The following is a 20,968-nucleotide window of genomic DNA, read 5'->3' as shown; positions in this document are numbered from 1 at the left end:
GAGAGCGTCTCGGACATGATCAGAAACCTGCCTCTTTCATCTGTTCACGGAGGCGACCGGGCATCTCGGCATAGACGCCTTCGAACATCGCGGCGGGTTCGGCGCCCTGACCGGCGTGGACGAGGCCGTTTTCCTCGGCACGGTTCTCTGCCTCGCGCATTTCGGTTTCGGCATCCTTCTCAAGGGTGTCGATCTCGTCGGCGGTCATCAGACCCGTGACGATCATGTGCTGCTTCAGGCGGTCGATAGGATCACCGAGAGGCCAGCCCTCGACCTCCTCCTTGGCGCGGTACTTGGTCGGATCGTCCGACGTCGAGTGCGCGCCGCGCCGGTAGGTCAGGAATTCGATCCCCACCGCGCCGAGCCCTGCCCGCGCACGCTGCGCCGAAAGGCGGCAGGCTGCGAGAACGGCGAGCAGGTCATTGCCGTCCACACGGAGCGCGGGGAGACCGTAACTCGCCATCCGGGCAGCAAAGGTATTCTTGTCAGCGCCAGCGAAGGCCGCCGTCGTCGAGATCGCCCACTGGTTGTTCACCACGCAAAGGAGAACCGGCGCTCTGTACACGGATGCGAAGAGGTTGCCTTGGTGCCAGTCGCCCTCGGCGGTGGCGCCGTCTCCGATATAGGCGACCGCAATCTTGTCGTCGTTCTTGATGGCCGAGGCCATGGCCCAGCCCACCGCCTGGGGCCACTGCGTGCCGAGGTTCCCGGAAATCGTGAAAAAACCATACTCCTTGAACGAATAAAGGACCGGGAGCTGCTTGCCCTGGAGCGGATCCTTCCTGTTCGAATAGATCTGGTTCATCATCACTTCGGGGTCGACACCCTTGGCGAAAAGGATCCCCTGCTGACGATAGGTCGGGAACTGCATGTCCCCGTCCCTGGTTGCAAGGGTTGCCCCGACGGCGATCGCTTCCTCGCCCAGGCACTGCATGTAGAAGCTGGTTTTGCCCTGGCGCTGCGCGCGCATCATCCGCGCGTCAAAAGCACGGGTACGGATCATCGCCTTGAGGGCTGTTTTCTTGTCGTCATCAGTGACGAGGCCAGCCCAGTCGCCATGCGCCTTGCCATCCATGTCGAGGACCCGAAGCAGGTCGTGATGGAAAGGCTCGAAGGCCTCCACGGGTGCTTCCGCATCGAGCAACGGGAGCTTGCCGGGCTCGCCAAGATTGATTCCGGAGAAATCAGGCGTCTCGCCCGGACGCGCCGGTGGCTTGGGAACACGAAAACCGCGGCCTTGGTCTCTTTGATCTGTCACAGTGTCCGTTCTCGCAAAGCCGTCCATACCAAGGGCCTCCCTCAAGAGGATTTTTTATGGTGCCGGTTTGCCAGATCGTTGCTGTTTCGTCAGCCGGTAGAGCGTGTGAAATCCACGCGACCTGCGCGACTTTCGTCCGATGCAAAGCCTTGAGGAAGCATAGAACTGTTCCGCACCGCAGCACGAACCTTAGGGGCGGTACGGGTGTTACGCGCGAGAAATGATCCGTCCAATCAGCAGGAGATTGACCATGAAATCATCCAAAACCACAGAGCTCCTCGAAAAGATCAAAGGATTCCTGCCGGAACCCGACTCTGAGGGAAAACTCGCCAAGGACCGCGTGCTTTCACTCCTTTACCCGACGCCGGATTTCGATGGAGATCACGAGAAGTTCGAGATCGTGAAGAGGAACCTGCTCTCGCGCCTCGAAGACGCGGATGCGGGGCCGGAAGTCATGCGCGGCGCGATCCGCGAGATCGTTGCGAGCCTTGGCCAGGCGGACCTGCCCCCCGGCGGCTTTGCGATCTTCACCACGGGGGAGGAGACGACATTCGTCGAACTGTCCAAGCGTCCCCAGCCGCGGCTTCAGTTGGGGACATCCGCCCTGGCCCTACCCGTCCTTGCCGACGCCGCCACCAGCCACCGGTTCTGGATTGCCGTGCTTGATGTCGAGCAGCCGATGCTTCTCCACGTGGTCGATGGCATCGTGAAGGACAAGACGCCCCGAGAAGTCATGACACTGAGCGATGCGTTGAAGCAGTGCGAGCCGATGGACGACATCGTCTGGCACAGCGCCAGCTCCGTCCGCCGCTCCGGGGCGCAGCCGATTTACCATGCCCTCGGCGTCGCGGCAGATGATCTTCGCAAGGATGAAATTCGCCAGGTGCTGACAGCCTTCGGTAAGCAGGTCGCAGACATCGTTCGCGGAGACGATCCTCTGATCCTTGCCGGGGACCCTGCCCGTATCGGCGCGTTCAAGGAGCATTTCAGCCATCGGAACCTTCTTGACGAAGGTATCCAGGCAGCGGGCGAGGCCCTCAAGCAAGACGAGCTTCTCGAGCGGGCCTTTTCGCTGATGGACGAGCGTCAGGCGGCCCTTGACCACGAGACGGTCAGCGAACTCGATACCAGCAACGCGCTTCGCGGCAGCGACGAACTTCGCCGGGCAGCCATTGAAGGCCGGATCGACACGATCCTGCTACACCCCGATCACGCCGGATTCCTACCCGGCGACGACGAGCGCCTGAGCCTGCCCGAAGACGCGGACGAGGCATTCGCCACCCGCTCGGAAGCGGTTTCGTACACGGTCCGGCATGGTGGACGGCTCATCCTCACCCGCGAGCACACGGCCGACGGCCCGATCGCGATCACGCGCTACGACTGATCCTGGGCGACCTGCCGGCTGCAATGTGACAGAAAGTCCATCTTTGGCTTCATTGCAGCCGGTTCACATGCTTCCCATTGTTGAGTCTCGGAACGGGAGGAGGCGCTGCCATGGTCGCTTTCAGGACTGCCCTTTGCGCCGCCTCGGCGGCTTCGATCCTTGCCAGTACGGCCTATGCCGAAACCAAGAGCTGGGACCTCACAGGCTTTGACGGGGTGAAGTCCACCTCCGGCGTTGATGTCATCGTCGAGGTCGGACCGGACTACTCGATCGAGCTCGAGACCGAGGGAGACTTCGATACCGCCCGCGTGGAGGTCAAAGGCGACACCCTGATCCTCGGTCGCGAGAGCCGGGGCATGCGCCTCAATTTCGGCCGCTCCGCCCGCTTCGTCTACCGGGTGACTCTGCCGGAGCTGACCCATGCCGGCTCGTCAGCAGGCTCGGACCTCAGGATTTCGGGTATCGATGGCGGTGATATCGAACTGTCCTCGAGTTCAGGCTCTGACCTTGAAGCCGAGGGAAGCTGCGACAGCCTCGATGCCGATGCATCCTCCGGGGCGGACCTGATGGCGTTCGACCTCGAATGTGCCGACGTGCGGGCCGAAGCGTCGAGCGGTTCCGACATCGAGGTGACAGCAACGCGCAGCATCAAGGCCCGCGCTTCGAGCGGCGCCGACATCACGGTGCGCGGGAAGCCCGAACGGCGCGACACCAAGGCTTCCAGCGGCGGCTCGGTGCGCTTCCGGGACTAACCGAGCGCCGCAACCGATCGCTGTAGACAAGACATGCCGCTCCCGTCAGGCGGGCGGCCTGCTCGCGCCAGCGGCGTGTCCGGACGAGGACGTGAACCTCGCCACTCCAACTTCATGAATGGAAAGGCAGTCATTTTGCTGCTTCGCAAATGACGGTAAGCAATTTTAGGCGTATGGTCGTCTTCAGGTTGGCGAATACTTTCCAACCGTTGGGGGTAAACGGGTCAGCCGTTTCGCGGCATGAGGATTGCACCTCTCCACGAGGACTGACACCAGAGGCTTCCGAGAGACGAGGACCGACATGGAACGCTACAGCATCGGGGATCTGATCAAACTCGGCTTGCGCCGTTTTTTCTGGGTCTTCATCCCCTTCTGCGTGCTGCTGACGATCGGGCTGATCGTCCTCAACGAGGTGCCCGCCCGCTACCAGTCGACCGCCGTCCTGATGGTCGAGGACCAACAGGTCTCCCAGGCTCTCGTGCCGTCGGCCATCCGCTCCATCGCCCAAGACCGGCTGCAGACGATCCGCGCCGAGATGCGAGCGCGCAACAACATCGTCGAGCTCGGCCAGGAGTTCCAGCTTTTCGACCGCGACAGCACGAGGCCATTCTCCCAACAGGTGGATGACATTCGGAACGACATCCGGATCTCGATCCAGAGCGTCAATTCCCAGCGCAACAGGCGCAACCAGCAGCCTTCGACCATCACCTTCGAGATCGGTTTCGTGCACGAGAACCCGCAGACCGCCTTCCGTGTCGCGAACAAGCTGGTGACGGACTTCCTCGCCGAGAACGTGGAATCGCGGATCGAGGCGGTCGAGGGGACGGCGGAGTTCTTCCGGGAGGAAGAGCGCGACCTCCGACGCCAGATCGAGAATGTCCGCAAGCAGATTGCCGATGTCCGGGAAGCCAATCCCGGCCGCACGCCGAGCGACCAGGGGCTGATCCAGGCGCAGATTGCCCGGCTGACCACGGACATCGCCCGGACCGAGGAACGGATCGAGGCGGCCAACCAGGATCTCAGCCTGCTGCGCATGCAGCAACCGATCATCATCGACGCCAATGAGCGCGCCGATGCCGAGCGTATCGAGCTGCGCAACAAACGCCGCCAGCTTGCCGCCCTGCGGGCCCAATACACAGACAACTACCCCGAGGTGATCCTCGTTACGAACGAAGTTCTCGACCTCGAGGCGAGACTCGAACCGGCCGCTTTCGAGCGCCGCGCTGCACGCCTCCTGAGCGACCTCAACCGCCAGATCGCCGAGCGCGACGGGCTTTCCCAGAAAGAACTCGCCGAGCTGCGCGAGCGCCGCGATACCCTGCAGGAAGACATCGCCCGCGTCCGTCGCGAAGGCGGCGAGCTGAGCCTGCCGCGGCTCCAGTTCGAGGCGAACGAGCGCCGTATCCTCGCCAATATCGAAGCCGATGAGGAGCGCCTCGAAGAGATGCGCGCACAACTTGCGGAAGCCGAGCAGCGCCTTGCCGAAATCCCGGCCGTCGCGGCTGTCCTCAATGACCTCGCTTCGGAAGAGCAACGCCTTCTGGGCCTTCTCTCCAACACGCAAGCGGGCCGTGCCACCGTCGAGCGGAGCGAAACCCTCGAGACCCAGCAAAAAGCCGAACGGGTCATCGTCGTCGAGCCGCCGGCCCTGCCCGACGTGCCGAGTGCCCCGGACAAGCCCCGCGCCGCGCTGCTGCTCACCGGTGTCGCCGGCGGTCTTGCCGCAGCCATCGGCCTCGCTCCGATCTTCCTCTTCCCGCGCGTCGACACGGGCCGCCAGCTCGGACAACTCCTGCCCGGCGTCGCCGTCGTCGAAGTCCCGGAAATCGTTGACGAGGAAGAGGCCAAGTTCCGCCGGGCCGTGTTCCTGGGGCTTACGGCGCTCTCGATCGTTCTTGCCGCGATCGCCAGTTTTGTTGCCTACAAGGTGCTCGTCTGATGCGGGCCGTGTCGGTGAGAAGCGTATTGAACAGGGTCGCGATCGCGGCCCGGGATGGTTCCTATGAGTGAAAACCCGGTCTCTAAGAGCCCGCTCGAAGAAGCGATGGCCAAGGTGGCGCGGCCCGATTTCGGCCAGCCCCACCAGGAACCTGACGAGAAGCCGTGGGAAGACCGCTCGGGCGTCGTCATCCAGGCCGACGAATTCTCAGACCGACCGCGCCGCCGTGCCTCGGACCGCAACCGCGACCTGTCGCGCTTCGCGCTTTCCGATGCGGATTTCCAGCGTTTCGAAGATCGCTTTGGCATCGACCAAGGCCAGCGCACGGCCTTTGACAGCGCCTTTCGCATTGTTCGGACCAATGTCCTCCAGACCCTGGAGAAGCACCACGGCCAGGTGATTGGCATCACCTCGCCCACGGCACGCAATGGCAAGACCGTCTGTTCGATCCAACTCGCGCGCGCCTGTGCCCGTCGTTCGGAGCAGACGGTGGTCCTTGCCGATCTCAACCTGCAGCGCCCGCTGCTGGCGGGCTATCTCGATGCGCGGGAGTTCCGCTCGGGGATCGGTTTCTTCCGCGGCGAAGGCCGTGCCGAAGACTATCTGACGCGGGTTCCGGACAGCAACCTCCTGCTGTTCCTGTCCGACCGGGCCACGGCACAGTCGGCGGAACTTCTGGCGTCAAAGCGACTGACCCACGCCCTCAACGCGTTCAAGAACGTGGCGCCGAACACGGTGGTCATTCTCAACCTGCCGCCGATCCTCGGCTCGGACGACGTGATGACCATCATGCCGTCGCTCGACGGCGTCGTGCTCGTCGCGGCGGCTGGCGAGTCGAAATTCGAGGAGGTGCAGGAGGCGGTGAACCTGATCCCGCAAGAGAAGCGGTTCAGCGCCATCCTCAACAAGGCGAAAGGCGTCAGTCTCGCCCGCACGGCCGACTGACGCGAAAAACCTGGGGAGGCGTCCTAGGCGACGCCCTCCGGAGCAGCGGCCTGCGCCGCCTTCATGCGCTGCTGCTGGTACATCCCGACGAAGTCGAGCGGCTCGAGAAGCAGCGGCATGAATCCGCCGTCTCGGGTGGACTGTGCCACGATCTGGCGCACGAACGGGAAGAGAAGATGCGGGGCATCGACCAGGAGGATCGGCTCCATGCGGTCTTGAGGCACGTTCTCAATATGGAAGAGCCCGGCGTAGTTCACCTCGCAGACATAGACGATGTTGCCGTCGCGGCGGGCCGTGGCCGAGCAGCTGAGCTCGACTTCGAAGCGGTTCTCTCCGAGCGCACGGCCATTGACGTCCACGGAAACTTCCATGTTCGGCGGCGCCGCCTGGGTCGAGAGGCTGGCCGGGGCGGCCGGGCTCTCGAAGCTCAGGTCTTTGAGGTATTGGGTGAGAAGGCGCATCATCGGCTGGCCGCCGTTCTGGGCCGGCTGTTGATCGTTACCGTCTTGCGGGGTTTCGGGGGTCTCGGACATGGAGGCTCCGTCGGGAATTCATGTGAAAGGGGCCCGCTACACGCGGCTTGCTCCGGGGGCAAGTGACGAGCCCGAGAACCGCCCCTCAGCGCCTGATGATGACGATGTTGCCGCGTTCCTGCGCCCGCCTGATCCGGCGCAGCGCCATGCGCGCCGCGGCGTGTCGCAGCGGCGGGATAAGAAGCAGGAACCCGATGGCGTCGGTGACGAAGCCGGGGGTCATCATCAAAGGCGCTGCGACCAGCAAGGCTGCGCCATCGACCACGGAAGCCACCGGCGGCCTGCCTTCCTTCAGGTCGCGCTGGAGCGCCCGGATCGCGGTCAGCCCCTGCTGCCTGATGAGAAAAGTCCCGAGGGCGGCGGTGCCGATGGTGAGCAGGATGACCGGAAGGACGCCGATGATCATGGCCCCTTGGATAAGCAGGGTGATTTCAACGATCGGGAGCCCGATCAGCAGGATGAAAAGGACCAGTCCCAAGGTGTTCTCCAGAAAGCGTTGGCCCAGAGGTGGGGCCGACCCGGCCTCGTGCCAAGCGGTGAGACATCGCCACGCAGGCAGAAAACTGGCAGTGCCGGTTTTCATTCATATGTGTTTGATGGCTAAGGGACTAGAACCACACCCGCTGCGCTGCAACAAAGCACCCCATGGAACCGACCCTGATCATCTTCGCCGCTCTGGCGCTTTTCCTGGCCTACCGGCTGTTCAATGTCCTTGGCACACGCGGGGGACATGAGCCTGAAGAGCATGAGCGGCCCGTGCTCCGGCCGGTCCCGTCTCGTGACCCGTCCGAGGAGCAGGAGGACGATTTTGGCCTCGAGGCCGAGCCGACGACGCCAAGTGAAGACCTGCCCGAATGGGCTGTCACGGCGCGGAAGAGCATTCCCGACTTCGAGCCGAAGCGCTTTCTCGAAGGCGCGGCCGCTGCCTATGAGATGATCGTCCAGGCCTATGCCGATGGCGACCTTTCCACCGTGCGCGGCTTCGTCGATCCGGAGGTCCTGAAGAGCTTCGAAGTGGCAATCGAAGGGCGGACGGCCCATGGCCAGTCGGTCGACCTGACCTTTGTCGGTGTCGAGACGCCGGAGGTCCTGTCGATGGAAGAGCATGGCGGCGAACTGCGTGCCGAGCTGCGTTTCAAGTCGGAGCAGGTGCGCGCTGTCCGCGACGCGAAGGGTGAGGTGATCGACGGCAATCCCGAAGAAGTCATCACCGTGATCGACGAATGGACGTTCTCCCGTCCGGTCCGCTCGAACGACCCGAACTGGACCCTCGTGGCAACCCACGGTACCGACACGGAGTAAACTCCAGCGAAGAGGGCTCCCGCCATGCGCAAGATCCTCCCCTTCCTCCTTGTGCTGACGGCCTGCGCTCCCTTCGGGAAAGAGCCCCCGGCGTTCGAGCGGATGGCCGTGACCGAGATCGAAGGCTTCGGCGAGAGCCCCCTTCTTCCGGCCGTCCGGACATTCGTGAAGAGCTGTGACTGGCTGACGGAGAAGAACCCTGTTCTCGGAGGCGAGGAAGACTGGCAGCCCGTTTGTCAGGAGGCGGAATTTATTGCGACGGAAGGGGATGCCCGCGTCTTTTTCACGAGCCGCTTCGATGCGGTGAAGCTGCATGGCGGGCACGCCCTCGTCACCGGCTATTACGAGCCTGTCTTCGAGGCGTCGGCGGCGCGGACCGAAGCCTTTGACCAGCCCGTGCTCGCCCGGCCGGAGGATCTTGTCGCCGTCGATCTCGGGGCCTTTCGCGATGACCTCAAGGGTCGCCGTATCGCCGGACGGATCGAAGACGGAAGGCTTGTTCCCTATGCGGACCGTGAGGCGATCGAGTTGAGCCCTCCTGCGGAGGCGGAAATCCTGGGCTACATGCGCGCCGATGACCTCTTTTTCCTGCAGATCCAGGGCTCGGGTGTGCTCGAATTTCCCGAGGGCGCGCGCCGGATCGGCTACGCCGCCCAGAACGGCCATCCCTACAAGGCGATCGGCAAGACGCTGGTCGAGGAAGGGCACATGGCCCTCGAAGACGTCACCATGCAGTCGATCCGGCAGTGGCTGGCGACTGCACCGGAAGAGGACGCCGCGCGCGTCCGGGCAAGCAACCCCTCCTATGTGTTCTTCACCGACCGCGGCCCTGCTGAAGGTGACGAAGGCCCCCTTGGCACCGCAGGCGTTCCGCTGACGGCGGATTATTCGGTGGCGGTGGACCGGTTCGCGATCCCGCTTGGCGCGCCGGTCTTCATTTCCGGCGAAGACGACGTCCTCTCGATCAGCAAGCTGACCGTCGCGCAGGATACCGGCGGCGCGATCCGTGGGCCGGACCGGGTCGATCTGTTCCTCGGCCGCGGCGACGAGGCAGGAGAGACGGCGGGGCGGCTGAAGCTCGACGCCGACATCGTGGTCCTCATCCCCAAAGGAGCGGCCCTGCCGATCGCCGAACCGGGGGCATGAGCCGGAAGAAGAGCCGCCAGCTCACCGATGCCGAGCGAACGCTCTGGAACACAGTGGCGCGGACCGTAGCCCCGCTGCCTGACAAAAAGCTGCCCGAGCTCGAACCGAAGCCGGAAACACCCCTCGCGCTTTCACCGCGAAAAGCCGACGATGGCCGCCACGCCACGCCGCAGCCCACGCCGCCCAAGCAATCGCCCTTCCAGGCAGGAGACCCGCGGCGCGAGCGCCGTGTGGCCCGCGGGCGGATCGAGATCGACGCCGTCCTCGACCTTCACGGGATGCGCCAGTCCGAGGCTGACCGCGCCACCTCCGCCTTCATCTCCCGCGCCGTCAGCAGGAAGCACCGCGTGCTCCTCGTCATCACCGGCAAGGGCTCGAAGGATGGCGAAGAGGGCCGCGGCGTCTTGCGGAAGAACTTCCTCTCGGGGATCGAGATGGGTCTCTATGGCGGGGCTATCACCTCGGTCAGACCCGCCCACCAGCGCCATGGCGGGGGCGGCGCCTTCTACGTTTTTCTCAAGAATCCGAAAGAGAAACACCGCAGCTGATCCGCTGTCACAAAAGCTTCGCTGACGCGGCCTATGCGGGCCGCAAAAAGAGAGGCTGGCGCCATGGATCTCGGGATCTGGGCCATCGTTGGATTTTCGCTCGCGGCCTATGCGGTCGTCGGGAACGATGCGCTGCAAACCCTCGGCACGTTCATCAATTCGAACCGTCGCCATCACTGGACCGTGCTGTTCGGCTTCGCCGCAGCGATCCTCGTGGCGACGTTCACCTATGGCTGGATCGTCAATGGTGGCGACCCATCCTATGGCCGCCTCGCCAACACATCGAAATATCCGCCAATCGCGATCGAGTGGTATCACTGCCTGCCGCCCCTGGTGCTGGTGTTGATCACCCGGCTCGGGATCCCGGTTTCGACTTCCTTCATGGTGCTGACCATCTTCGCCTCGGTGGGCGGGCTTGGCTCGATGATCGAGAAGTCGCTGATCGGCTATGGCCTCGCCTTCGCAGTCGGGCTTGGCATCTGGCTGCTCATCAGCCAGACCCTCGAAAAATGGTTCGAGGAGAATGACCTCGCGAGCCACGTGCCGATGGGCCTCATCGGCGTGGTCGGCACGGCCTTCTTCCTCTCGCAATACTATCTCTTCGGCACGATCGAGCGCGCGAGCGTCATGTGGATCGGGATCGGCATCACGCTTGCGGTGGAGGCCGTGGCCCTTCTGCTGGCGTTCAACAGGGGGCGCGGGCTTTACTGGGTCGTCACCCAGTGGGCGACCACGGGCTATCTCTGGTCGATCTGGCTGATCCAGGACTTTGCCAACATCTTCGTTTTCCTGCCGCGGGAGCTGTCCGTCATCCAGGGCTTCGGCGCGGTGGCGGTGATCGTCTTCTTCCTTGCCCTCACCTTCGCCAATGCGGGCGGCCCGGTGCAGCGCATCCTGCGCACCAAGACCAATGTCATCGACATCCGCTCTGCGACGCTGATCGACTTCGCCTACGCTTCGCTCCTCTTCTTCTTCAAGGAGCTGTCGGATATCCCGATGTCGACGACCTGGGTGTTCCTCGGCCTCATCGCCGGCCGGGAATACGGCTTCGCCCTGACCCGTGAGGCCGTGCGCCTGACCCGTGCAGTGATCGACACGGCGGAAGACCTTGCGAAGGCGTTCATAGGGATCGTCGTCTCGGTCGATCTCGCCGTCGGCTTGCCGCTCTTCGCCCAGACCGTTTCCGGCAATGGCTCGAGCCTCGCCGACGCTTTCCCGTCGGACGGTTTCAAGATCTTCGTCATCGCGACGAATATCGCGCTGATCCCGGTCTTCCTCTTCGCCTTCTCGCAGCCGGAAGATCACCCGGAGCACAAGCGCCGCAACTTCGCCATGGGCACCGTGGTGATGCTGATGACCCTCTTCGGCCTGAACTTCGCGTTCCCGGTCCTGCGCTAGCCGAACAGGCTAGACTCAGTTCCCACCTTCTGCTTTACGCCGCGTTCCTGCGCGTGCCTGGCCCACGGCATTGCCTCGGCGCGCCTGAGTACAAGGAGACGAAAATGCCCAAGATGAAGACAAAATCGGGCGCCAAGAAGCGCTTCAAGATCACCGGCACGGGCAAGGTCATGGCCGCCCACACCGGCAAGCGCCACGGCATGATCAAGCGCACCAACAAGCAGATCCGCCAGAAGCGCGGCATGGAACCTCTGTCGAAGCCGGATCAGCGCATCGTCAAGATCTACATGCCCTACGCACGCTAAGGAGGCTCTGAGACATGTCACGCGTCAAAGGGGGCCCCGCGTCCCACGCCCGTCACCGCAAGATCATCAAGGCCGCCAAAGGCTATTACGGTCGCCGCAAGAACACCTTCCGCATCGCCAACCAGGCAGTGGAGAAGGCCGGCCAGTACGCCTATCGCGACCGCAAGAACCGCAAGCGTGAGTTCCGCAAGCTGTGGATCCAGCGCATCAACGCTGCGGCCCGCCTTCACGGCCTGACCTATTCGCAGTTCATCAACGGCCTGACCAAGGCTGGCATCGAAGTCGACCGCAAGATGCTCGCCGATATCGCCGCCCGTGAGCCGCAGGCCTTCGAAGCGATTGCCGAAGAAGCGAAAAAGGCCCTCGCTGCCTGAGCGCTGCTTCCGAAGCTCAAGAACACCGAAGCCCGTCTGGCCCCGCCAGGCGGGCTTTTTCGTGCGCCAAGAAGACTGGCCTGGTTGCGGGCATGAACCATTGTGCCCGACAACCAAGAATGGACGCACGGATGCCAAAGTCGGTCGATCATGCCGCGTGCCGAGCGACCTCTCCGGAAGGTCCGATGACGGTGGCCGATTGAGAGGCAAGCTCGGTTGATTGCGGCGGCGCGCGCTGGCACACGCCGTCGGACAGCTCTGAACGCAAGTGCGACCATGACCCTCGAAGCCGACATCCTAGAACTCGAAAACGACCTCAATGCCAAGATTTCCGCCGCTCCTGACGAGCGTGCGCTGGAGGACATCCGCATCGCCGCGCTGGGCAAGAAAGGCGTCGTCTCCGAGAAGATGAAGACGCTCGGCAAGATGTCGCCAGAGGAGCGCCAGATTGCGGGCCCGGCCCTCAACGGCCTCAAGAACCGCATCGCCGAAGCGATCGCCAAGCGGAAGGACGTGCTCGAGGAAGCCGCCCTCGCCCGGCAGCTCGAAGCCGAAAGGGTCGATGTGACCCTGCCGGTGCGCGCCCCCGGTCGCGGCCGCCTCCATCCACTGACGAAAGTCTTCAATGAGGTGGCTGAGATCTTTGCCGCCATGGGGTTCGAGGTGCGCGAAGGCCCGGACATCGAGGACGACTTCCACAACTTCACGGCGCTCAACTTCCCGCCGGAGCACCCCGCGCGCGAGATCCATGACACCTTCTTCTTCCCACCGAGAGAAGACGGCGAAAAGATGGTCCTCCGTACCCATACCTCCCCGGTCCAGGTCAGGACCATGATGACCGAAAAGCCGCCTATTCGCATCATCGCGCCGGGCCGCACCTTCCGCTGCGACAGTGACCAGACACACACGCCAATGTTCCATCAGGTCGAGGGCCTCGTCATCGACAAGTCGACCCATATGGGCCACCTCAAGGGCACCCTCGAGGCGTTCTGTCGCGAATTCTTCGGCGTCAAGGAACTCGAGACCCGATTCCGTCCCCACTTCTTTCCGTTTACGGAGCCTTCCGCAGAAATGGATGTCCGCTACGAACGCGACGGCGCGGTGGTGAAGATCGGCCAAGGCGACAAGTGGATGGAAATCCTGGGTTCGGGCATGGTCCACCCCAATGTCCTGAAGGCATGTGGTCTGGACCCGGACGAATATCAGGGCTTCGCCTTCGGCATGGGTATCGACCGCCTCGCCATGCTGAAATACGGCATACCCGACCTGCGTGGTTTCTTCTCCGGCGACCAGCGCTGGATCGAGCATTACGGCTTCGCGCCCGAAGAGGTCTGACGTGAAAAAGGCCAACACCAACACCATCGTGGCTGTCGCGGCACTGGTGACCAGTGTCGTGGCGGTCTTCATAGCCTGGGACGAGGCGCGCCTGCAGCGCCAGAACCAGGCCGCCACCTTCATGCCAATCCTTGAAACGCAGCCCTCCTTCAGCCTTGGCACGAACGACCTGCGCCTCGGCTTCACGATCAGGAATTCCGGCCACGGCACCGCTTTCGTTCAGTTTGCGGAGTTTCGCTATGACGGCGAACCGCTTCGTACCTATTCCGATTTTGCCCGCAAGGTCCTGACCGAAGAACTCGGCCGGAGCGCGGATCTCAGCTGGTACAGCATGGAGGGCTTTCTCATCGCAGGTGAAAGCAAGCCGGTCCTCTCCTTCCGTTGGGAGGACACGGAAGAGAACCGCGAAGCACTGAGCGAGCTTCTCAGCACCAAGCTGGCGGATAGGACCGAGAAAACGTCATTGGTCCTATGTTATTGCTCCGTGTTCGATGAATGCTGGCAGCAGGCCTCTCTCGGTAGTGCACAGCCGAAGCGCGTGCGCTCCTGCCCCGAAGGCGACGACCCCAGCGAGGTTTACTGGCAGACACGCGACATCGATGGCGAGGCCACATGAGCGACGAACAACCCGAAGGCGAGCTCGTCGTCCGTGTGCAGCCGATGCCTGCTGACCTCAACTCTGCCGGTGACGTTTTCGGCGGATGGGTGATGAGCCAGATGGACCTCGGTTCCTCGGTCCTGGCCGTGCGCCGCGCCCAGGGTGGTCGCGTCGCGACAGTCGCGGTCGATGCCATGCACTTCGTCAGGCCCGTCCGGGTCGGAGACCTCTTCAATTGCTATGGCAGGATCGTGCGCGAGGGCCGCACCTCTGTCACCATCCGCGTCGAGGCCTGGGTCGAACGTCAGGGTACGTTCGATCTCGAAAAGGTCACCCAGGCCGACTTCACATTCGTCGCCCTCGACAAAGAGGGCCAACCCACACCGCTCCCTACGGAGAGTCCGGAATGAAATTCACACTTAGCTGGCTGAAGGATCACCTCGATACCGATGCGAGCCTCGACGAAATCGTCGAGACCATGATCAAGATTGGCCTCGAGGTAGAAGAGGTCATCGATCCCGCCGAAGCCTTGGCCCCCATCAGCGTGGGCTACGTCAAACATGCGGAAAAGCATCCTGATGCTGATCGCCTGCGCGTCTGCAAGGTCGACACCAAGGATGGCGAGATGCAGATCGTCTGCGGTGCCCCTAATGCTCGCGAAGGCATCAAGGTCGCCTATGCGCCGGTCGGTGCCTACATACCCGGCATCGACACCACGCTCACAAAAGCCAAGATCCGGGGTGTCGAAAGCCTTGGCATGATGTGCTCCAGCCGCGAGCTCGAGCTCGGCGACGACCATGACGGGATCATGGAGCTGGACGGGGACGCCGAAGTCGGAACGCCACTCGCGGACCTCGTGGGCCCGCTCGACCCCGTCATCGATTTCGAGGTCACGCCGAACCGCCCGGACACAAATGGCGTCCGCGCCATTGCGCGCGATCTCGCTGCAGCAGGCATCGGCACGCTGAAGCCGCTGGAAATCCCCGAGGTCGGCAGCACGTTCGACCAACCCGTCGCCGTCACCACGGAGGCTCCAGAGGCGTGCCCGGCCTTCGGCGCCATCGTTATCCGCGGCGTCAAGAACGGTCCGTCTCCAGAGTGGCTCCAAAAGCGACTGACCGCCATCGGCCTTCGCCCGATCAACATGCTCGTCGATGTCACGAACTACCTCAGCTATGACGCCGCCCGTCCGCTCCACGTCTACGATATCAAGAAGCTGAACGGCGGCGTCCACGCTCGCATGGGCCGAGAGGGCGAGCGCTTCGAGGCTCTCAACGACAAGGAATACAGTGTCGACGAAACCATGTGCGTGATCGCTGATGACGAGAAGGTTCTCGGCCTTGGCGGCATCATGGGCGGGACTTCATCGGGCTGTGACGAGACGACGACGGACGTTCTTGTCGAGAGCGCCTATTTTGACCCGCTCACGATCGCCAAGACCGGCCGCAAGCTGGGTCTCACCTCCGATGCACGCTACCGATTCGAGCGCGGCATCGATCCTGCGTCGATCGAAGACGGCCTGCAGCGCGCAGCCAAGCTGATTCTCGACACCTGCGGCGGCGAAGCTTCGACCATCACGGTAGCCGGCAAGCCGCCTGTCGAAGAAAAGGTCATCGACTATCCGCCGACGGAGGTAAGGCGGCTCACCGGCATGGATGTCCCTGAAAGCCGCCAGGAGGAGATCCTCTCAGCCCTGGGCTTCGAGGTTTCGCGCGGCGGGTCCTGGTCCGTGCGCGTGCCGACTTGGCGTCCGGACGTCGAGGGCAAGGCCGATATTGCCGAGGAAGTCGCGCGTATTCACGGTCTCGACAAACTGCCGACGGAGGTCCTCCCCCGCTTGGGCGACGCCCCGCGGCGCAACCCTTCGCTGTCAGAAGCCCGCGTCGCAGCAGCGAAGCAGGCAATGGCTTCTCTCGGGCTGCTCGAAGCCGTCACCTGGGCGTTCACGGACGAAGTGGGTGCCGCGCACTTCGCGGCCCAGCCGAAGGAGATCCATCTCCTCAACCCGATCAGCGCCGACCTCTCGGTCATGCGTCCCACCCCGCTGCCCAACCTCCTGCTCGCGGCATCGAAGAATGCCGCTCGCGGCGCGGAAAGCGTCCGCCTGTTCGAGGTTGGCGGTGCGTATACGGATAACACGCCGAAGGGCCAGCGGACCGTCGCCACCGGCCTCCTTTGGGGCGCAGGTCCGCGCGACTGGCGCAGCAGCAATGCCGCGCCGTCGGTTTTCGACGCAAAGGAAATGGCGATCGCCGTTCTCGAGGCCATCGGCGCGCCAGCAGACAAGCTGATGGTCTTTTCCGACGAGGTCCAAGGCTACCATCCGGGACGCTCGGGGCAACTGCGCCTGGGCCCGAAGAACACCCTCGCCCGCTTCGGCGAGTTGCACCCATCAGTGACCAAGGCCTACGACCTCACGGGGCCGGTTGCGGTCTTCGAAGTCGAGCTCGACAAGGTCCCGGCACCGAAGAACAAGTCGGCGACGAAGCCGGCGCTGGACCTGCCCGAGCTGATGCCCGTCAGGCGTGATTTCGCCTTCCTCTACCCCGAGGACAAACCCGCTCTCGACCTCATCAAGGCGATCCAGGGTTCGGAGAAGCAGCTCATCGACGACGTCCGGCTCTTTGATGTCTACCGCGGCAAAGGTGTGCCGGAAGGCCAGCGTAGCCTCGCCATCGAGGTGGTGCTGCAACCCCGCAGCGAGACGCTGAAGGACAAGGACATCGAAGCTGTCTCCGCGAAGATCGTCGCCGCCGCCGAAAAACTCGGCGCAACCTTGCGGGGCTAAAACCCCGCTTGCAGGCGGAGCGGCCATGCGCTAGCTCCGCCCGCCTAGGCCGCATTAGCTCAGTTGGTAGAGCATCTCATTCGTAATGAGGAGGTCGCTGGTTCGAGTCCGGCATGCGGCACCATAATCCCTTAAGTCTCTGATTATGCAGGAAGAAGTGTCGGCTGTACCCATCGAATCTGTTCCCAATTGGGTACAGTTCTTCATGGGGGTTTTTGGTTTGAGGGCAGAACTGCGACGGCGTCCGAACACCCGCAACTGGTCTGTTCGGGTTAGGCTACCAAAGTGGCTTCAGAAGCTTCATCCGCGTACAACGACAGGGAAGCTCAAGACCGAGATCGTGAAGACGACCGGGGAGTCTGATCGGCAGAAGGCGGAGCGGGTCAAACTGGTGGTTCTCGAACAGATCCTTCGGGAAGCGCTGGAGCCAGTCCACCGAGAAATCCCCTTGGCCGACGCCGTCGTGTATGAGGGTGGCAGCGAACGTATCAACAGGTGGGAACGCCAGCCTACTCCCGATGGCGAGGTGGACGTCTCCGCTCTTTTTGATCCGAACACCGAGAGCGACTGGAAGCGTCACCCGGAGCGATTCATTGATGTCGTGGCGGATGATCACCCGTTTCTCTCAGAGTACTGCGAAGCCCTCGAACACATGGCAGGGGATGGCGTCGCGAATGCCTTCTATGCTGCGGTCAAGGCCAAGTCCCGGGGAGAGCTTCGGTTGAACGAAATTCCTGCTCTGTACGAACGATGGGAACAAGACCGAGCACACAAGCCGGAAGCTATCACCAAGCGGACGCTCGAAGAGAAACTGAAGAAGCTCTGGGCGTTCATCGAATGGGCAGAGCGCCGACATCAACCGGGTGTGTTGATCGGGGAATTGACCGGGGACGACGCACACGCCTTTAAAAGGAAGCTAGCCCGGACGTCTGGACGCCGCTCTGGTCGACCACTTGCCGATAAGACAATCGCGAAGTACCTCACAGCCCTTTCGAGTATCTGGAAGTGGGCTCGCTATGAGGAACGCGTCAAAGCCGCTGACGGAGGCGACCTCCCGAACATCTGGGAAGGATTGCAGATTGGCCTTAGCAAGAAGGCGGAGATCGAAACCCGACCGTTCAGCGTTTCCGAATATCAGGCTGTCCAACAGCACATGGCCGAAATCAGTGAAACGTATGCGGACCTATTCGTTCTAGGTTCAAGACTTGGCTTCAGGCTGAGCGAGGCCGCCAACCTAACTGTGAACCACCTCAGATTCGAAGGGAATACGCTTGACCGCGTGATCGCAGCTGGAACGAAGACCGATGCAGCTGCCGACTGGATGCCAGTTATCTGCCCTCAGGTACGCGAAGTTCTCCTAAGAAGAGCAGAAGGCAAGTGTCAGGACGACCGCCTGTTTTCACCCGCAGAGCTGTTTGCTCACGACATCGATAAGCCTGCTCTGTACGAACGCCAGCTTACCCAGAACATCAGTAGAAGGCTTAATACGGTAGTCCGAAGGGCCCTAAAGGATCACCCGGACACTGAACGGCTGAACCAAGGAATACGACGAAGAGTAGTCTTCCATTCAACGCGCCATACCTTCACCACCGCTGTTATTCAGTCTGGGGTCGGACAACATGTCGAGCGACTGCGGAGAGACAAGGTCCAGAAAGTATGGGCTCGGGTGTATGCTGACCAAAGCATGCAGGACGGCCTAGCGGAATCGATGGAGAAGGTTTCAGCGCTTCTGGACGACAAACGCTGGCGGGTTCTCGGAGAGAACTACGAGGAGCTGTGAGAGTGGGGTCATTGAAATCCGGGAGGTATGCTTGGTCCTGATCATTGGATGGGACCCATTGGGCAAATTCCCCCGTACCCCTTCCCGTTTCGTGAGCCAGCCCCATAATTAATTCGTCTTTGGGGGATTGCGATGGGACAGGAAACAGTAGGCTCACTGGTGAAGCGACTTCACAAGAAGGACGTCACCTCAGGCATCGGCATAGCGGGGGCGACTGCCAGTCTCTGCATCCTTTTGTTCAATGGCGGACACATAGCATTCTTCGGAACGCGATGGCTGGACGGACCCCTGTCCCTCGCAGTCGCTGGATGCTTCATCGCAAGCGTTAGAGCCAGCTTGAACGCTGCGAACTCCCGGTCAGCCATCGTTAGCGAACTTGAGCGACGGGCTAGCTAGCCGCCTCTTTCTTGTCGCGCACAACCTTCCATGTGGATTGACAATAGACGCATACTGACTCATCTCAGTGCCTCACCGAGAGGACCCCGTGATGCAGCGCTATGTAATCTACACCCGCGTCTCTACCGACCGCCAAGGGCAGTCAGGCCATGGCCTAGCGGCTCAGGAGCGGGACATCAGCTTGTTCCTAGAGACGTACTCGGAAGAACCCTGGGAGATCATTGGAGAATTTCAGGATGTCGAGAGTGGTAAGCACGATGACCGCCCTGAGCTAGCCAAGGCGCTGGACCTCGTGAGGCGCACGCCGGGGAGCGAGCTGCTGGTATCGAAGCTCGACCGACTGAGCCGCAAGGTGTCGTTCATCGCGTCTCTCATAGAGGATAAACGGGTGCGGTTCCGAGTGGCATCTATGCCGTATGCTGACACCTTCCAGCTCCACATCTACTCAGCCCTCGCAGAGCAGGAGCGCGAGTTCATATCGAAGCGGACCAAGGCAGCATTGGCCGAGGCGAAGGCACGCGGGGTGAAGCTCGGGGGCGACAGGGGGTCGCTCAGAGAGGCGAACGAAGCTGCCCGCGCGTCTGCCGATGTTTTTGCCCGAAAGGTTGGCCCGATGATTGTCCCTATGCGGAACCAAGGGATGAGCTTGGGGAAGATCGCGGAGGCACTTAACGAGGCTGGTCAGCCGACCTCACGGGATGGACGCTGGACGGCTAAGGCCGTGTCGAGGGTGCTGGATAGGGTGTCCTAAAGCTTCACGCTGAGGCAGGCTTGGCGCTACGCCAAGCTTTCCTCAGGATGAACGCGAGGGCCACACCGAAGAGCCCCGCGGAGGCTGGAATAGGCACTGGTTGAAGGTTTGGCTCTGTCACTACGGCAGACAGGTTTGATCCTTGCAGCCACAGCTGATCGCTGTTCTCGAAAACAAACGTCAGCGTCATCGAAGAGATTAGCGAGAAAATTTCGTTAGAGACACCAGGAAGCTCGAACCCGGAGAACGACGAGCCATCGCGGTCGAAGAAGAATAGGCTACTGGAGTTGAAGACACCTTCTGCGTCGTGAAACCCATCAGAGACTAGGAGACCCGTGGAGTTAGTCTGCCTGACGCTGTACGTACCGTCAGCACGCGGATTGGTGTCCTTATCAAGGTCGAAGCGATACGACCCTGCCGCTACTGACGCTCTGGTTACGCCGCCGAGGTAAGTCGTCTGGACACCGTCCTTCGAAAGCACTCCGCGACCAGCTTCAGTGTCTATTCTCATTCGCGTCCGGAAGCGCTGGCCAAGGTGAAACGTTTGGCCGGGGTACCAAGACGATGAGGACACCTGCTTATTGTCCCATGATCGATCGTCATCGGTGCCAGTGAAGGTCGCTTCTCGGAGCTGTCCAATCTCTCCGGTGACATCCACGATGATAACCCGAGCGGACGCAGTGGAACTCGCGAACAGGACGGTGGCGAGAACTATACGGAACAACATAATTAACGGGTTTCCTTGAGACAGCAGGTGAGAATACCGACGTATCACAGTCGGCTATGAGGTCAACCGGTAGACTCAGTGTTTCCCCCCACAGCGAAGCAGGAACGCTCCGCGCATTCCCCGAGTAGGTCTTGGGAAGCACCGCGCGTTTGTCCCCACTGAAGTCCAGGAAACACCTCGTGTTGAACCTGAGGGTAAGCACGGGGAAGCATCCGAATGGGGCACAGATATATGCGGGCAATTGCCCCTCTGAGGCCTCACCCACCCACACAAAGGATATGACAATGACCGACGCAGAACGCGTCTACGCCCATCAAGCTGCCAGTATGCTGGCTGACTGCGAGAATGCACTGACCGCTCTCCGTGAGGCCGTGACGGCCCTCCACGCTGAGATCGACACCAACGATCCCAATAGGATCACTCTGGGTAAGGCACGGTACTACGCGAAGACCCTAGGGGTATCCGCCGAGCTGCTCGGCAGGTTCGACCCGGCGAAGGTTCGGTGAGACGATCATGCGGAACACACAGAGACACAACGAGGATGTTCTACCCGTTGGGAATGCGTCAGCAGGAGAGGTCCTGAAATGCCTGCTATCTCACGAGACCTGACGAGACCCCGATGGCGCAGCCACCCTTTATGTAACCACGGCGTTGCTCCCGATGGAAGGCTGATCTGGCCGGAACCTTCACATGGTGGAGGCCAGATCAG

General features: G+C 62.1%; 20 protein-coding genes and 1 tRNA gene. 18 read left to right on the top strand and 3 right to left on the bottom strand.

The features are described 5' to 3' along the window. Positions 1-19: 19 nt before the first annotated feature. Positions 20-1,258, bottom strand: coding sequence for a thiamine pyrophosphate-dependent enzyme (locus tag IE053_RS00105; RefSeq protein ID WP_229785987.1), 1,239 nt, complete (start codon positions 1,256-1,258; stop codon positions 20-22). Between the two features lie 250 nt (positions 1,259-1,508). Between IE053_RS00105 and IE053_RS00100 the strand changes: the two genes are divergently transcribed. The 4 genes from IE053_RS00100 (at position 1,509) to IE053_RS00085 (ending at position 6,278) form a co-directional block, all read left to right on the top strand. Then, on the top strand, positions 1,509-2,642 hold the full coding sequence (locus tag IE053_RS00100) for a baeRF3 domain-containing protein (protein WP_189570268.1): 1,134 nt from the start codon (positions 1,509-1,511) through the stop codon (positions 2,640-2,642). A 110-nt stretch (positions 2,643-2,752) separates the two neighbouring features. Further along, positions 2,753-3,394, top strand: a complete 642-nt coding sequence (locus IE053_RS00095) for a head GIN domain-containing protein (protein WP_189570266.1) — start codon at positions 2,753-2,755, stop codon at positions 3,392-3,394. 301 nt (positions 3,395-3,695) lie between these two features. Then, a complete protein-coding gene (locus tag IE053_RS00090) occupies positions 3,696-5,333 on the top strand; it encodes a hypothetical protein (protein ID WP_189570264.1) in 1,638 nt (545 codons plus the stop codon). Positions 5,334-5,396: 63 nt separating this feature from the next. Then, a complete protein-coding gene (locus IE053_RS00085) occupies positions 5,397-6,278 on the top strand; it encodes a CpsD/CapB family tyrosine-protein kinase (RefSeq protein ID WP_189570262.1) in 882 nt (293 codons plus the stop codon). Between the two features lie 23 nt (positions 6,279-6,301). Here the strand turns inward: IE053_RS00085 and secB are convergent, their stop codons facing one another. Together secB and IE053_RS00075 are read right to left on the bottom strand one after the other, a co-directional pair. Continuing rightward, positions 6,302-6,811, bottom strand: a complete 510-nt coding sequence (secB, locus tag IE053_RS00080; RefSeq protein WP_189570261.1) for a protein-export chaperone SecB — start codon at positions 6,809-6,811, stop codon at positions 6,302-6,304. Between the two features lie 85 nt (positions 6,812-6,896). After that, entirely contained in the window at positions 6,897-7,289 is a 393-nt protein-coding gene (locus IE053_RS00075; protein WP_189570259.1) for an FxsA family protein, read from the bottom strand. Positions 7,290-7,456: 167 nt separating this feature from the next. On the opposite strand from IE053_RS00075, the gene IE053_RS00070 reads away from it, so the two are divergent. The 14 genes from IE053_RS00070 (at position 7,457) to IE053_RS00005 (ending at position 20,765) form a co-directional block, all read left to right on the top strand. Beyond that, positions 7,457-8,113 (top strand): Tim44/TimA family putative adaptor protein, encoded by a 657-nt coding sequence (locus IE053_RS00070; protein ID WP_189570257.1) that lies wholly within the window; start codon positions 7,457-7,459, stop codon positions 8,111-8,113. A gap of 24 nt (positions 8,114-8,137) precedes the next feature. Beyond that, complete coding sequence (mltA, locus tag IE053_RS00065; RefSeq protein ID WP_189570255.1) at positions 8,138-9,259, top strand: murein transglycosylase A; 1,122 nt, start codon at positions 8,138-8,140, stop codon at positions 9,257-9,259. Then, positions 9,256-9,807, top strand: coding sequence for a Smr/MutS family protein (locus IE053_RS00060; RefSeq protein ID WP_189570253.1), 552 nt, complete (start codon positions 9,256-9,258; stop codon positions 9,805-9,807). Before mltA ends, IE053_RS00060 begins: the two co-directional genes overlap by 4 nt. Before the next feature lie 63 nt (positions 9,808-9,870). Then, positions 9,871-11,205, top strand: coding sequence for a hypothetical protein (locus tag IE053_RS00055; RefSeq protein ID WP_189570251.1), 1,335 nt, complete (start codon positions 9,871-9,873; stop codon positions 11,203-11,205). A 104-nt stretch (positions 11,206-11,309) separates the two neighbouring features. Further along, positions 11,310-11,510, top strand: coding sequence for a 50S ribosomal protein L35 (gene rpmI, locus IE053_RS00050; protein ID WP_189570249.1), 201 nt, complete (start codon positions 11,310-11,312; stop codon positions 11,508-11,510). A gap of 14 nt (positions 11,511-11,524) precedes the next feature. After that, positions 11,525-11,884 carry a 50S ribosomal protein L20 gene (gene rplT, locus IE053_RS00045; protein ID WP_189570247.1) on the top strand — a complete coding sequence of 120 codons (360 nt, stop codon included), beginning with the start codon at positions 11,525-11,527 and terminating at the stop codon, positions 11,882-11,884. A 276-nt stretch (positions 11,885-12,160) separates the two neighbouring features. Then, positions 12,161-13,219, top strand: a complete 1,059-nt coding sequence (pheS, locus tag IE053_RS00040; protein WP_189570245.1) for a phenylalanine--tRNA ligase subunit alpha — start codon at positions 12,161-12,163, stop codon at positions 13,217-13,219. A 1-nt stretch (position 13,220) separates the two neighbouring features. After that, positions 13,221-13,835: a hypothetical protein gene (locus IE053_RS00035; protein WP_189570243.1), complete on the top strand. Its 615-nt coding sequence runs from the start codon at positions 13,221-13,223 to the stop codon at positions 13,833-13,835. Continuing rightward, the gene (locus tag IE053_RS00030) at positions 13,832-14,227 is read left to right on the top strand and encodes an acyl-CoA thioesterase (RefSeq protein WP_189570241.1); all 396 of its coding nucleotides are present in this window, start codon (positions 13,832-13,834) and stop codon (positions 14,225-14,227) included. Before IE053_RS00035 ends, IE053_RS00030 begins: the two co-directional genes overlap by 4 nt. Beyond that, entirely contained in the window at positions 14,224-16,605 is a 2,382-nt protein-coding gene (gene pheT, locus IE053_RS00025; RefSeq protein ID WP_189570239.1) for a phenylalanine--tRNA ligase subunit beta, read from the top strand. Before IE053_RS00030 ends, pheT begins: the two co-directional genes overlap by 4 nt. A gap of 48 nt (positions 16,606-16,653) precedes the next feature. Continuing rightward, positions 16,654-16,729, top strand: a tRNA-Thr gene (locus tag IE053_RS00020). A 21-nt stretch (positions 16,730-16,750) separates the two neighbouring features. Further along, positions 16,751-18,385: a tyrosine-type recombinase/integrase gene (locus tag IE053_RS00015; protein ID WP_189570237.1), complete on the top strand. Its 1,635-nt coding sequence runs from the start codon at positions 16,751-16,753 to the stop codon at positions 18,383-18,385. Between the two features lie 487 nt (positions 18,386-18,872). Next, positions 18,873-19,532 (top strand): recombinase family protein, encoded by a 660-nt coding sequence (locus IE053_RS00010; RefSeq protein WP_189570235.1) that lies wholly within the window; start codon positions 18,873-18,875, stop codon positions 19,530-19,532. 1,011 nt (positions 19,533-20,543) lie between these two features. Beyond that, the gene (locus IE053_RS00005; protein ID WP_189570233.1) at positions 20,544-20,765 is read left to right on the top strand and encodes a hypothetical protein; all 222 of its coding nucleotides are present in this window, start codon (positions 20,544-20,546) and stop codon (positions 20,763-20,765) included. Positions 20,766-20,968: the final 203 nt, after the last annotated feature.

Origin of the sequence: Parvularcula lutaonensis, from assembly GCF_014651915.1 — a bacterium.
GTDB classification, from domain to species: Bacteria; Pseudomonadota; Alphaproteobacteria; order Caulobacterales; family Parvularculaceae; genus Parvularcula; species Parvularcula lutaonensis.
Note: the sequence above shows the minus strand (reverse complement) of the source record. Positions and strands in the feature narration are given on the sequence as shown.